Annotated in this window: 12 protein-coding genes; 5 read left to right on the top strand and 7 right to left on the bottom strand. The window is 62.7% G+C overall.

Features of this window, described 5'->3' with window-relative positions; translation table 11 throughout:
- Nucleotides 1-89: 89 nt before the first annotated feature.
- The 3 genes from gshA to IFT44_RS18280 all read right to left on the bottom strand — a co-directional run bounded on the left by gshA (nt 90) and on the right by IFT44_RS18280 (nt 4555).
- A complete protein-coding gene (gene gshA / locus IFT44_RS18290) occupies nt 90-1673 on the bottom strand; it encodes a glutamate--cysteine ligase (protein ID WP_192103174.1) in 1584 nt (527 codons plus the stop codon).
- 177 nt (nt 1674-1850) lie between these two features.
- A complete protein-coding gene (locus IFT44_RS18285) occupies nt 1851-2234 on the bottom strand; it encodes a PaaI family thioesterase (protein WP_122479847.1) in 384 nt (127 codons plus the stop codon).
- Nucleotides 2234-4555, bottom strand: coding sequence for a Tex family protein (locus IFT44_RS18280; protein WP_192103176.1), 2322 nt, complete (start codon nt 4553-4555; stop codon nt 2234-2236). Before IFT44_RS18280 ends, IFT44_RS18285 begins: the two co-directional genes overlap by 1 nt.
- A 217-nt stretch (nt 4556-4772) precedes the next feature.
- Between IFT44_RS18280 and ompR the strand changes: the two genes are divergently transcribed.
- Together ompR and IFT44_RS18270 are read left to right on the top strand one after the other, a co-directional pair.
- A complete protein-coding gene (gene ompR, locus IFT44_RS18275; protein WP_122479845.1) occupies nt 4773-5513 on the top strand; it encodes an osmolarity response regulator transcription factor OmpR in 741 nt (246 codons plus the stop codon).
- A gap of 114 nt (nt 5514-5627) precedes the next feature.
- On the top strand, nt 5628-6941 hold the full coding sequence (locus IFT44_RS18270) for an ATP-binding protein (protein ID WP_122480125.1): 1314 nt from the start codon (nt 5628-5630) through the stop codon (nt 6939-6941).
- A gap of 57 nt (nt 6942-6998) precedes the next feature.
- Here IFT44_RS18270 and rimK read toward each other — a convergent pair whose 3' ends face one another.
- The gene (gene rimK, locus IFT44_RS18265) at nt 6999-7904 is read right to left on the bottom strand and encodes a 30S ribosomal protein S6--L-glutamate ligase (protein ID WP_122479844.1); all 906 of its coding nucleotides are present in this window, start codon (nt 7902-7904) and stop codon (nt 6999-7001) included.
- Nucleotides 7901-8383 carry a retropepsin-like aspartic endopeptidase RimB gene (rimB, locus tag IFT44_RS18260; protein ID WP_043192313.1) on the bottom strand — a complete coding sequence of 161 codons (483 nt, stop codon included), beginning with the start codon at nt 8381-8383 and terminating at the stop codon, nt 7901-7903. Before rimB ends, rimK begins: the two co-directional genes overlap by 4 nt.
- A gap of 187 nt (nt 8384-8570) precedes the next feature.
- Between rimB and IFT44_RS18255 the strand changes: the two genes are divergently transcribed.
- The gene (locus IFT44_RS18255; protein WP_192176358.1) at nt 8571-8975 is read left to right on the top strand and encodes a S4 domain-containing protein; all 405 of its coding nucleotides are present in this window, start codon (nt 8571-8573) and stop codon (nt 8973-8975) included.
- A 78-nt stretch (nt 8976-9053) separates the two neighbouring features.
- Here the strand turns inward: IFT44_RS18255 and IFT44_RS18250 are convergent, their stop codons facing one another.
- Nucleotides 9054-9851 (bottom strand): phosphatase PAP2 family protein, encoded by a 798-nt coding sequence (locus IFT44_RS18250; protein ID WP_122479842.1) that lies wholly within the window; start codon nt 9849-9851, stop codon nt 9054-9056.
- Nucleotides 9852-9957: 106 nt separating this feature from the next.
- Between IFT44_RS18250 and hslO the strand changes: the two genes are divergently transcribed.
- The gene (gene hslO, locus IFT44_RS18245) at nt 9958-10860 is read left to right on the top strand and encodes an Hsp33 family molecular chaperone HslO (RefSeq protein ID WP_192176357.1); all 903 of its coding nucleotides are present in this window, start codon (nt 9958-9960) and stop codon (nt 10858-10860) included.
- A gap of 179 nt (nt 10861-11039) precedes the next feature.
- Nucleotides 11040-12581 (top strand): phosphoenolpyruvate carboxykinase, encoded by a 1542-nt coding sequence (locus IFT44_RS18240; protein WP_122479840.1) that lies wholly within the window; start codon nt 11040-11042, stop codon nt 12579-12581.
- 122 nt (nt 12582-12703) lie between these two features.
- Here the strand turns inward: IFT44_RS18240 and IFT44_RS18235 are convergent, their stop codons facing one another.
- Nucleotides 12704-13177 carry a glycine zipper 2TM domain-containing protein gene (locus tag IFT44_RS18235; RefSeq protein ID WP_192176356.1) on the bottom strand — a complete coding sequence of 158 codons (474 nt, stop codon included), beginning with the start codon at nt 13175-13177 and terminating at the stop codon, nt 12704-12706.
- Nucleotides 13178-13340: the final 163 nt, after the last annotated feature.

Genomic DNA, 13340 nt, shown 5'->3' with positions numbered 1-13340 from the left:
ACCGCTCCTACGTGAGGTCGAGGCCATCCGTAGGAGCGGTCCGTGGCCGCGAAGCAGGCGCCGCGGTCTTTCGAGGATCGACCGCTTGGTCAGTTGCTGATGGCGAGGATGCTTGCTTGATAGGAGCCGACGAACAGATCGAAATCGCCAACTTCTTCGGCTTCCAGCGTCGCCTGGGCTACCAGCGAATCGCGGGCTTGCTGTTCGAAGCGCGCCTGGTCCTGGGGGCTCAATGGCTGCTCGCGGAAGTAGTCTGCATGGGCCTGGCTCTGGCTGAAGGAGAACTCGGCAAAACTCTGCTTCTGCTCGGCCATCTTCGCCAGTACCTGCGCCGACGGCGTCAGCGACGCATCGCCAACCTTGGCACGCTGCGCCGCCATCGCCTGCACATGCTCATCGGTACCAGTGCTGCGATCGAGCAGGGCGGCGACGGCGTCGATACGCTCCAGCAGATCATTGGCCCAGTCCTTGAGCTCGACCGCTTCCCCATTGCGCTGCAACTGCAGGCCAGGGCGGCGACCCTCCTTGACCACATTGAGGAAATTGTCGGTGCACGCCGAGCACTCGGCACTGTCGATCTGCGGGCTGCTTTCCAGCGCGCAGAACAACAGGAACGCATCGAGAAAACGCGACTCGGGCAGGTCAACGCCGGTGGGCAGGAACGGGTTGATGTCCAGGCAGCGCACTTCGATGTACTGCACGCCGCGCGCCATCAAGGCCTGGATCGGCCGTTCGCCGCTGTAGGTCACTCGTTTCGGACGAATGTTGGAGTAGTACTCGTTTTCGATCTGCAGAATGTTGGTGTTCAACTGCACCCATTCGCCATCCTTGTGCGTACCGACCTGGACGTAAGGTGCGTAGGGCGTGGCAACCGCCTTGCGCAGGCTGTCGGTGTAGCTGGCCAGATCGTTGTAGCACGGCGTCAAGCCCGCCTGGGCATTGCTCTGGTAGCCCAGGTCACTCATGCGCAGGCTGGTGGCATAGGGCAGGTACAGGGTCTGCGCATCCAGTTGCTCGAGTTGATGGGCACGTCCGCGCAAGAAGCCTGCATCCAGCGCCGGCGAGGCGCCGAACAGGTACATCAGCAACCAGCTGTAGCGGCGGAAATTGCGGATCAGTGCGATGTAGGCCGCCGACTGATAATCGCGAGCGGTGCCGACATAACCCTCGGCCTGCTTGAGCACCGGCCACAGCTGCTCGGGCAGGGAGAAATTATAGTGAATGCCGGCGATGCACTGCATGGTGCGGCCATAGCGCAGGGACAGACCCTGGCGATAGACATACTTGAGGCGCCCGATGTTCGAGGTGCCGTAGTAGGCCAGCGGGATGTCTTCCTCGGCTGGCAGCGGGCAGGGCATGGAGGGGCTCCACAGATACTCGCTGCCCAGCTTGCTGTACACGAAGCGGTGGATCTGCTCGAGGCTGTGCAGGGTCTGTGCAGGATCCTGGAGCGCGGGCGTGATGAATTCCAGCAGCGATTCGGAGTAGTCCGTGGTGACCTGTTCATTGGTCAGCGCCGCGCCCAACGCCTCGGGGTGTGGCGTCTGTGCCAGGCGACCCTCGTGGTTGACGCGCAGGCACTCGCGCTCTATGCCATGCAGGCACTGCGCGAGCAGGGAAAGGGTGGCAGGCTCGCCGAGCAAAGTCAGGCGGCGGTTGAGAAATTCGCTCAAGTTGGATTCCTTCACGCGTCAGTCGCCCCGATATGGGGGTGGAGCGGACGGTCTGCAAGGGTGAAGACAAAAAGGAACCGGCGTTGTCGCCTGGTTTCGATCGGGCAGGGTGCAGGCCGTGCGGCGTCCGGCACCGCCTGCGCCGTGCCGAAATTACCGCATAACGGCCCCTTCGGGCTAGAGAACCACGAAGGTACCTTGTGCTTTTGCCATCAGTTTTTCGCCCTGGAGCACTTCGGCCTCGACCACCATCGTGCGCCGACCGGCGTGCAATACCTGGGCCTTGCAGATCACCTCACCTTCTGACACCGCGCGAAGGTAATTGATCTTGCATTCGAGCGTGACACTTCGATTATCGAAACCGTGCGCGGTGGAACATGCCAGGCCCATGGCAATGTCGACCAGGCTGAAGATGGCGCCACCGTGCATCACCTGCCCACGATTGCGCAGGTGCGCGGCCAGTGGCAGTGCCACCTCGGCCACGCCGGCGTCCAGGCGCCGCACCTCGCAGCCAAGGTTGCGAAAGTAGGCGCTCTGGGTCAACTCGTCGTCGACCTGCATCAGCGCTTCTTCAGCTGTTTGGCATTGGCGAACAACGACGCCATGGCACCACTGGCCGGTGCGGCGGCAGGTTCCTTGACGCGCGCCGGAGCGGCCTGCTGGCGCCCGGCGGCACCAGGGCGGCTGCCACGTGCGCCGTCGATCTTCTCGCCAGGCGTGTCGCCCATGCGCATCGACAACCCTACGCGTTTGCGCGGAATGTCCACTTCCATCACCTTGACCTTGACCACGTCGCCAGCCTTCACCGCTTCACGCGGGTCCTTGATAAATTTTTCCGACAGTGCCGAGATATGCACCAGGCCGTCCTGGTGGACGCCGATATCGACGAACGCGCCGAAGTTGGTCACGTTGGTGACCACGCCTTCGAGCACCATGCCCAGTTGCAGGTCCTTGAGGTCTTCGACACCGTCCTGGAATTCGGCAGTCTTGAATCCGGGACGAGGGTCGCGGCCCGGTTTGTCCAATTCCTGCAGGATGTCGGTGACGGTGGGCAGGCCAAAGGTTTCGTCGGTGAATTTTTTCGGGTCGAGGCGCTTGAGGAAGCCGCTGTCACCGATCAGCGAGCGAATGTCGCGATCGGTGCCCGCGGCAATGCGCTGCACCAGCAGGTATGCTTCGGGGTGCACGGCCGAGGCGTCCAGCGGGTTGTCGCCGTTCATGACGCGCAGAAAGCCCGCCGCCTGTTCGAAGGTTTTTTCGCCCAGGCGCGAGACTTTCTTCAGCGCCGCACGGGTTCTGAATGCACCGTGCTCGTCGCGGTGGGCGACGATGTTCTGCGCCAGTGTGGCGTTGAGCCCGGAGATGCGCGCCAGCAGGGCCACGGAAGCGGTGTTGACGTCCACGCCCACGGCGTTCACGCAGTCCTCGACCACGGCATCCAGGCCCCGCGCCAGCTTGAGCTGCGAGACATCGTGCTGGTACTGGCCCACGCCGATGGATTTCGGATCGATCTTGACCAGTTCGGCCAGCGGATCCTGCAGGCGGCGGGCGATGGAGACCGCACCGCGGATAGACACGTCCAGATCGGGAAATTCGCGAGCAGCCAGCTCCGAGGCCGAATACACCGATGCACCGGCTTCGGACACCATGACCTTGGTCATTTTCAGACCTGGGTATTTCTTGATCAGCTCGGCCGCCAGTTTGTCGGTCTCGCGACTGGCAGTGCCATTGCCGATGGCAATCAGGTCCACGGCATGCTTGGCGCACAGCGCGGCGAGCGTGGCGAGGGTCTGGTCCCACTTGTTGTGCGGCACGTGCGGATACACCGTGGCGTGATCGAGCAGCTTGCCGGTGGCGTCCACCACCGCCACCTTGCAACCGGTGCGCAGGCCCGGGTCCAGGCCCAGGGTGGCGCGTGGGCCGGCCGGGGCGGCCAGCAGCAGGTCATGCAGGTTGTGTGCGAAGACGTTGATGGCCTCGCTTTCGGCGTTCTCGCGCAGCTCGCTCAGCAGGTCGGTTTCCAGGTGCGTGTAGAGCTTGACCTTCCAGGTCCAGCGCACCACTTCGCCGAGCCACTTGTCGGCGGCCCGCTGCTGGTTTTTCACGCCGAAACGCTCGGCGATCATCATCTCGCACGGGTGCAGGGTACCCGGCAGTTCCTCGCCGACCTTCAGCGAAGAACCGAGGATACCCTCGTTGCGTCCGCGGAAGATCGCCAGGGCGCGGTGCGAAGGCATGCTCTTGAGCGGTTCGTCATGCTCGAAGTAGTCGCGGAACTTGGCGCCTTCCTCTTCCTTGCCGGCCAGTACCCGGGCGCTGAGCACGGCTTCCTGCTTGAGGAAACCGCGCAGCTTGGCCAGCAGCGTGGCGTCTTCGGCGAAACGTTCCATCAGGATGTACTTGGCGCCTTCAAGCGCGGCCTTGGTATCGAGGACGCCCTTGTCGCTGTCGACGAACCGTGCCGCCTCCGCTTCCGGGGTCAGCGCAGGGTCGCCGAACAGGCGATCGGCCAGCTCGCCGAGGCCGGCTTCCAGGGCGATCTGGCCCTTGGTGCGGCGCTTCTGCTTGTACGGCAGGTAAAGGTCTTCCAGGCGGGTCTTGGTGTCGGCCTGGTTGATCTCGCGGGCCAGCTCGGGGGTCAGCTTGCCCTGCTCCTCGATGCTGGCGAGGATGCTTGCCCGGCGCTCGTCGAGTTCGCGCAGATAGCGCAGGCGCTCTTCGAGGTGACGCAGCTGGGTGTCGTCCAGGCTGCCGGTCACTTCCTTGCGGTAACGAGCGATGAAAGGCACGGTCGAACCTTCATCCAGCAGTGCGACGGCCGCTTCGACCTGTTGAGGGCGGACGCCGAGTTCCTCGGCGATGCGGCTGTTTATGCTGATCATGATAACCACCTGAAAAATGTTGGGTACAAGGTGCAATCCCCGCCGAGCCCGGCTGACGAGCCGTGCAGTATACCCAGCGACATCGTTGCGGCGCGAACCCGACGCCCGGGCGATCGAGGATTGTGACTGGCGGGCCAGGAAAAATCTGCTAACAATGCACACGGCACGAGCGTTGGCAGCTACGCCATAATGCGCGCCGAGATCAGAGGAGCAACCCATGAGCAGTACCGCACAAGCAGCCGAAGGTGAAAAGATCCTCATCGTTGACGACGATCCGGGACTGAGCAGCCTGCTGGAGCGATTCTTCACCAGCAAAGGCTACCGTGCGCGCGCCGTGCCCAATGTCGAGCAAATGGATCGCCTGCTCGCCCGTGAAGTGTTCCATCTGGTTGTCCTGGACTTGATGCTGCCCGGTGAAGACGGCCTGTCTGCCTGCCGCCGTCTGCGCGCCAGCAACAACCAGGTCCCGATCATCATGTTGACCGCCAAGGGTGACGAACTCAGCCGGATCAAGGGGCTGGAGCTGGGCGCAGATGACTACCTGGCCAAGCCCTTCAACCCGGATGAACTGATGGCGCGCGTGAAAGCCGTGCTGCGTCGCCAGTCGGCGCCGGTTCCGGGTGCTCCGGGCAGCGAGGACGAATCGGTTTCCTTCGGCGACTACGAGCTTTCCCTGGCCACCCGCGAACTCAAGCGCGGCGACGAAGTGCACATGCTGACCACCGGTGAGTTCGCCGTGCTCAAGGCCCTGGTGATGAACGCGCGCCAGCCACTGACCCGCGACAAGCTGATGAACCTGGCTCGCGGACGTGAATGGGATGCCCTGGAGCGTTCCATCGACGTGCAGATCTCGCGGCTGCGCCGCATGATCGAGCCCGACCCCTCCAAGCCTCGCTACATTCAAACGGTCTGGGGTGTGGGTTACGTGTTCGTACCCGATGGCAACGCTGCCCGATAGACTGCCGGGGTTTTTGTAGGAGCGATATCCTGAATCACTCGTTGATTCGGGATGTTCGTCATCCACAATGTCTGCGAGCCTGCTCGCTCCTGCAACGTATGTGATCGCCACGCAATGAAAACCCCTGTCTGGTTTCCCCAAAGTTTTTTCGCCCGAACCCTCTGGCTGGTGTTGGTCGTCGTCCTGTTCTCGAAGGCCTTGACCCTGGTCTACCTGTTGATGAACGAAGACGTGCTGGTCGACCGCCAGTACAGTCACGGCGTGGCGCTGACGCTGCGTGCCTACTGGGCGGCGGACGAGAACAACCGTGACCAGATCGCCGATGCGGCGGGCCTGATCCGGGTGGTCGGCGGCGGCGTGCCGGAAGGCGAGCAGCACTGGCCGTACAGTGAAATCTACCAACGCCAGATGCAGGCCGAGCTGGGCGAAGACACCGAAGTGCGCCTGCGCGTCCACGCCCCGCCCGCGCTGTGGGTGCGTGCGCCGAGCCTGGGCGCGGGCTGGTTGAAAGTGCCTCTGTACCCGCACCCGTTGCGTGGGCAGAAGATCTGGAGCGTGCTGGGCTGGTTCCTTGCGATCGGCTTGCTGTCGACCGCTTCGGCCTGGATATTCGTGCGTCAGCTCAACCAGCCGCTCAAGCGTCTGGTGTTCGCCGCCCGGCAATTGGGGCAGGGCCGCAGCGTGCGCCTGCCGGTGAGCGACACGCCCAGCGAAATGACCGAGGTGTACCGAGCGTTCAACCAGATGGCCGAGGACGTCGAACAGGCCGGCCGCGAGCGCGAGCTGATGCTGGCCGGGGTGTCCCACGATCTGCGCACGCCATTGACCCGCTTGCGGCTGTCACTGGAACTGATGACCTCGGACAACGAGTTCACCCCCGACATGGTCCGCGACATCGAGGACATGGACGCGATCCTCGATCAGTTCCTGGCCTTCATTCGCGACGGCCGTGACGAAAGCGTCGAGGTCGTCGATCTGGGCCACCTGGTGCAGGAAGTGGTCGCGCCCTATAACCAGGCAGAAGAACAGGTACTGCTTCGCCTGGAACCGATCCCGCCGTTCCCGCTGCGCCGGGTGTCGATGAAGCGCCTGCTGAACAACCTGATCGGCAACGCCCTCTACCATGCCGGCAGCGGCGTGGAAGTGGCGGTCCATGTTTCCGGCGACGACAACGCGCCCTATGTGGTGCTCAGTGTGGTGGACCGGGGGGCAGGCATCGATCCGGGTGAACTGGCCGGCATCTTCGACCCGTTCATTCGCGGGGACCGCGCCCGCAGTGGCAAGGGCACCGGGTTGGGCCTGGCGATCGTCAAGCGCATCGCTGCCATGCATGGCGGCAACGTGGAGTTGCGCAATCGGTCGACGGGTGGGCTGGAGGCGCGTGTCAGGCTGCCGCTGGGCCTGATGCTGCCCAGGGACGCCGTTTAGGGCTGCCGCCACGAGGATGCCGTTCGCCAACGCTGGCCGAACGGCATGTTGCGGTGTTTAGCCCTTGCCCTTGGTGCGGGTCATGTTCGGGCCGCTGTTCTTTTCGATGTGTTCGATGATCATCCCGGCCACGTCTTTGCCGGTGGTCACCTCGATCCCTTCCAGGCCGGGTGATGAATTCACCTCCATCACCAGCGGGCCGTGGTTGGAGCGCAGGATATCCACGCCGGCGACGCTGAGCCCCATCACCTTGGCGGCGCGGATCGCGGTCATGCGCTCTTCGGGTGTGATCTTGATCAGGCTGGCACAGCCGCCGCGGTGCAGGTTGGAGCGAAACTCACCGGGCCTGGCCTGGCGCTTCATCGCCGCGATCACCTTGTCACCCACCACGAAACAGCGGATGTCGGCACCGCCGGCCTCCTTGATGTACTCCTGAACCATGATGTTCTGCTTGAGGCCCATGAACGCTTCGATCACGGATTCGGCGGCGTTGGTGGTTTCACACAGGACCACACCGATGCCTTGGGTACCCTCGAGCACCTTGATCACCAGGGGGGCGCCGTTGACCATGCTGATCAGGTCGGGAATGTCGTCCGGCGAGTGGGCGAAGCCGGTGACGGGCAGGCCGATACCGCGTCGCGACAGCAGCTGCAGCGAGCGCAGCTTGTCCCGCGAGCGGGCGATGGCCACCGATTCGTTCAGCGGAAAGACGTCCATCATTTCGAACTGGCGCAGCACCGCGCAGCCATAGAACGTCACCGACGCGCCGATGCGCGGAATGACCGCATCGAAGCCCTGCAGCGGTTTGCCGCGGTAGTGGATCTGCGGTTTGTGACTGGCGATGTTCATATACGCGCGCAGCGTGTCGATCACCACCATTTCATGGCCACGGGCAGTACCGGCTTCGACCAGACGACGAGTGGAATACAGACGCGGATTGCGCGACAGCACAGCGATCTTCATGCAACACCTGTGGCAGAGGTAGTAGAGGCCGGGAACACCGGCTTGTCTTGAACGTAGGTGACGCCCGGGTTCACGACCAGTTGGCCATGGACCAGCGCCTTGGAGCCGAGCAACAGGCGGTAACGCATGGACTTGCGGCAGGCCAGGGTGAATTCCACTGTCCAGACCCGGTCGCCCAGGGCCAGGGTGGTCTTGATCACGTAGCGCGTCTGCGCATGGCCATTGGAGCTCTTGATGGTTTTCATCGCCACCAGCGGCGCTTCGCAGCGCCGGTGGCGCAGCTGTACCACGGTGCCCAGATGAGCGGTGAAACGCACCCATTTTTCACCGGCACGGGTGAACGGCTCGATGTCCGTGGCGTGCAGGCTGGAGGTGCTGGCGCCGGTATCGATCTTGGCGCGCAGGCCGGCGACACCCAGATCGGGCAGCGCCACCCACTCGCGCAGACCGATAACGGTCAGATGGTCAAATGTCTTCAAATCGGCAAACCGCAAGAGGTAGGGATGGACCCGTATACGCAAGCTTCAGACCGGCGCGGACCGGATCAATTCAACCCAGCCCGACGCCGCTTGGCAAGCATGCGTGCACTGTAATCGCAAAGACCGCCGCTTGCATCCGACAGGCACGGTAGTACAGTTTGATGACGGCATTTCGCGAGGTGAGCCTGTGGCACAGAAGCACAAGCAGGAAGAAGAGGAAAAGGTCCGTCTGGACAAATGGCTGTGGGCGGCGCGCTTCTACAAGACGCGCGCGCTGGCCAAGGAAGCCATCGAGAGTGGCAAGGTGCATTACCGCGGCGAGCGCTGCAAGCCTGGCAAGGAGCCACACGTGGGCGACGAGTTGCAGATACGCACCGGTTTCGATGAGCGCAGCGTGATCATCGAGGCGCTTTCAATCGTGCGGCGTGGGGCGCCGGAAGCGCAGACGCTCTACCGCGAGACCGAACAGAGCCAGGCCAGGCGCGAGGCCGCGGTGGCCATGCGCAAGGCAGGTGCCCTGGGTGTTACCACCGATGGCAAGCCTTCGAAGAAGCAGCGCCGGCAGCTGTTCAGTTTTCGCTCAGTGGATTGATGCAGCGCAGTGCTGGCCTGTGGGAGCGGGGCGGGCGGCGAGCTCTCTGCCCGCGAAGAGGCCAGCACAGACACCGCATCACCTTGCGACGATACTCAACCGGCCCAGCACCGGCAGCTTCGCCAGCAGCCTGAACAGTGGCTCGGTGGCACGTACGAGCCACTGTGAAGTGTGGGCCGCGAAAGGTGTGTAATACCCCCACCCCAGCGCCCAGACGGCCATCAACACGCCACCAATGTAGTCGTCCTGCCCCCAGTGGGCGCCAGCCACCAGGCGCGGCAGCATGAACACCACGGCCAGGGCCCAGATGCACAGCCACTGCCCGAGCCTGCGGGTACAGACACTCATGAACAGCGCCCAGATCAACAGCACCGAAGCGTGATCGCCGGGAAAACTCTGGCTGGAGCGGTCCTTGAGCTCCCAGTGACGTTCCAGGTTCGGGTACCAGTCGCTGAGCAGTACCGGGTCGGCCAATACCATGCTCGGGCTGTCATGGTCCCAGCCCATTGCGTGTATCCACTTGGAAAACAGCGCGCGCACCACCACTAAGAGCAACAGCACGGCCATGAAGCCGAAGAAAGCCTGGCGAACCTGATGGGCCTTGAACACCCAGTTGCCGCGGATCAGCAGCGCCAGCATGATCACGCCGACCACGATATCGAAGGGGCGCAGACTGCCCAGGGTCCAGGCGTAACGCCAGGCGGCGTTGCTGGCCAAGGGCGCGTTGAGCAGCCGAAACAGCCATTCGTCGAATGCTGTACACAAATGATGGCCAATAGGCCATAACCAGAAGCACAACAGCACGATCGGGATTGTATTGCACAGCAGCAAGCCGCTAACGTTCCACCTGGCTTGGAACAGCGGGGCTTTGTTCATAAGATACCTCTACATCTACAGGGCAGTGAGCGATCAAGCGAACGCTCTGAAGCGGGCTTTATAAAAGCCGCTACACATTTTGTCACCATTCTCAGATACTGGAATTATGCACGATCTTCCTGAAGCCGATTTCACCCAACGCTTTATTTTCGATGACGCCGATGTACGCGGTGAGGCGGTAGCATTGGAGCGCAGCTATGCCGAGGTTCTGGCCAAGCACGACTATCCGTTGCCGGTGCAGTTGCTGCTGGGCGAGTTCATGGCTGCCGCGGCCCTGCTGGTAGGTACGCTCAAGTTCGACGGTTTGCTGGTCCTGCAGGCCCGTTCCGAAGGCCCCGTGCCACTGTTGATGATCGAGTGCTCCAGCGAACGCGAGATCCGCGGCCTGGCGCGTTTCCACGCCGAGCAGATCAACGACACCGATGGCCTGCCCGAATTGATGCCCGCCGGAACCCTGGCGATGACCATCGACCCTACCGAAGGCCAGCGCTACCAAGGCATCGTGGAGTTGGAAGGTGCCGACCTGTCGGCAAGTTTCTCGAATTATTTCGCCCTCTCCGAACAGCTCGGCACGCGCTTCTGGCTCAAGGCCGACGGCACCCGTGCCCGTGGCTTGCTGCTGCAGCAGTTGCCTGCCGCCGTGATCAAGGACGAGGACGAGCGCGCCGAGAGCTGGACGGCCGCCACCACCCTGGCGGACACCCTCAAGGCCGAAGAACTGTTGGGCCTGGATAACGAAACCGTGCTGTACCGCCTGTATCACGAGCAGGCACTGCGGCTTTTCGATACCCAGCCGATACGGTTTCGCTGCAGCTGTTCCAGGGAGCGTTCGGCACGAGCGCTCGTCAGCCTGGGGCACGACGATGCACGCGAGTTGCTCAAGGAGCATGGCGGTACGGTGGAAATCGACTGCCAGTTCTGCAACCAGCGCTACTTGTTTGACGCCACCGACGTCGATCAACTCTTCAGTGGTGCTGGTGTCGACGCTCCGTCAGATACCCGTCACTGAAGCGATTTAGTCTCGCTAAATGAAGAAAAACACGCCGGAATAACGCCGTTACCGACCGGAGGACGCTATTCTTTTCGAGCGTTTCTGGCATAATCCGGCCCACTTTTTAGCTGTAGTGGTTGTTGTAAACTTACTACAAAATGTTTGGAACACTCGGCCCAGAGCCGACGGGGAACCTCATGACGCAAGCCAAGAACGCCGTGTACGCCGATCTGACTGTAGACGATCTGGTTAAAGAAGCCCTGAACCGTGGTGAAGGCGAGCTTGCCGATACCGGTGCTCTGGTAGTGCGTACCGGTCATCGCACCGGTCGTTCGCCAGTCGACCGCTTCATTGTCGAAGAGCCCACCACCCAGGACGCCATCGCCTGGGGCCCGATCAACCGCAAATTCCCGGCCGACAAGTTCGATGCCTTGTGGAATCGTGTCGAAGCCTACCTGGGCGAGCGCGAGCGGTTCGTTTCCCATGTTCATGTAGGGTCCGATCCGGCGCACTACCTGCCGGTCAAGATGACCACCCAGACCGCCTGGCACAACCTGTTCGGCCGTTGCCTGTTCATCAACCCCGAGCAGTACAACGGCGGTGGCAAGGACGAATGGCAGGTGCTCAATGCGCCTGAGTTCGAGTGCGTCCCAGAGCGCGACGGCACCAATTCCGACGGTACCGTGATCATCAATTTCGCGGCTCGCAAGGTGCTGATCGCGGGCATGCGCTATGCCGGCGAAATGAAGAAGGCCATGTTCTCGGTGCAGAACTTCCTGCTGCCGGCTGCCGACGTGCTGCCGATGCACTGTGCCGCGAACATGGGCGAAGACGGCGACGTCACCCTGTTCTTCGGCCTGTCGGGCACTGGCAAGACCACGCTTTCGGCCGACGAAAGCCGTTACCTGATCGGTGACGACGAGCACGGTTGGGGCGTGGGCGTGGTGTTCAACATCGAAGGCGGTTGCTACGCCAAGTGCATCGACTTGTCCGAGAAGAACGAGCCGGTCATCTGGAAAGCCATCCAGCATGGCGCCGTACTGGAAAACGTCGTGCTCGATGCCGACAAGAAGGCCGACTACGCCGATGACAGCCTGACCCAGAACAGCCGTGCCGCGTACCCGCGCGAGTTGATCGAGAAGCGCGCGCCGAAGAACCTGGGCGGCGAGCCCAATGCGGTGATCTTCCTGACCTGCGACCTGACCGGCGTGCTGCCGCCTGTGTCCATCCTCAGCGAAGAGCAGGCTGCCTATCACTTCCTGTCGGGCTACACCGCACTGGTAGGCTCGACCGAAATGGGCTCGGGCAGCGGCATCAAGTCGACCTTCTCGACCTGCTTCGGCGCACCGTTCTTCCCGCGTCCGGCGGGCGAATACGCCGAGCTGCTGATCAAGCGTATCCGTGGCTTCGGTTCCAAGGTCTACCTGGTCAATACCGGCTGGACCGGTGGTGGCTACGGCGTTGGCAAGCGCTTCAACATCCCCACCACCCGTGGCGTGATTGCAGCGATCCAGAGCGGCGCCCTGATCGGCACCGAGACCGAGCACCTGGACATCGTCAACCTGGACGTGCCAAAGGTCGTACCGGGCGTCGATACCAACCTGCTCAACCCGCGCAATACCTGGGCTGATCCAGCCGCCTACGACGAAGCCGCCAAAGGCCTGGCTTCACTGTTCATCGAGAACTTCAAGAAGTTCGACGTGAGCGACTCGATCAAGGCTGCCGGTCCGCAGTTGTAAGCGTCTGCTGAAATAAAAAACCGCCCCTTGTGGGCGGTTTTTTTATGGCTCTGGAAAAAGCAGAGGGTTAAAGACTTGTGGCTGGAAGCCGTGTCGGCCGCCGCGCTTGCAGAAACCTTGGCTCAGCGGTCGCGCCAGTGCTTGTTGTGGCCGACGTGGCGGCCGCGATCGCGGTGTTTCGATTTGCCGCGGTTGTCATGGCCGCGGTAATGGCGCCCGTCACGATCGTCGCGATCGGTCGAAGTGCCCATGTAGTTGCCCAGCGCGCCGCCTGCGCCGCCACCTGTCGCCGCGCCTACCAGGCCGCCGGTGCTGCCGCCCACGGTGCGGCCTACCACGTTGCCACCTGCAGCGCCCAGCGCGCCACCAATGGCGGCCTGGCCGCGATTGCGCTTGTCTGCGCCCACTGCACTGCCGGCAGCACCACCCAGGCCTGCGCCAATGGTCGAGCCGGTGCTGCCGCCCAGTTGCTGGCCAACTACCGCGCCCAGAACCCCACCCAATGCGCCCCCTACACCGGCTTCGGTGTTGCTGCCTGCAGAAGCAGCGCCTGTCACCAGGCCAAGGGTCAACAAAAGTATCGAGGGAAATTTCATCAATCAGATCTCAGAGGGATGACGGCGCGACTTTGCAATGCGACTGGTCAGCCGGCAAGCACGATGTGATGGAAAGCACGATGGGTACGCAGTTCCGAGATTCGGAAGTTTCATGGGGAAACTTTGAGCAGGGAGGGTGGTCGCACGTACTTCCGGAGTGGCG

The sequence above is a fragment of the Pseudomonas sp. CFBP 13710 genome, from assembly GCF_014842235.1.
Taxonomy (GTDB): domain Bacteria; phylum Pseudomonadota; class Gammaproteobacteria; order Pseudomonadales; family Pseudomonadaceae; genus Aquipseudomonas; species Aquipseudomonas baltica.
Note: the sequence above shows the minus strand (reverse complement) of the source record. Positions and strands in the feature narration are given on the sequence as shown.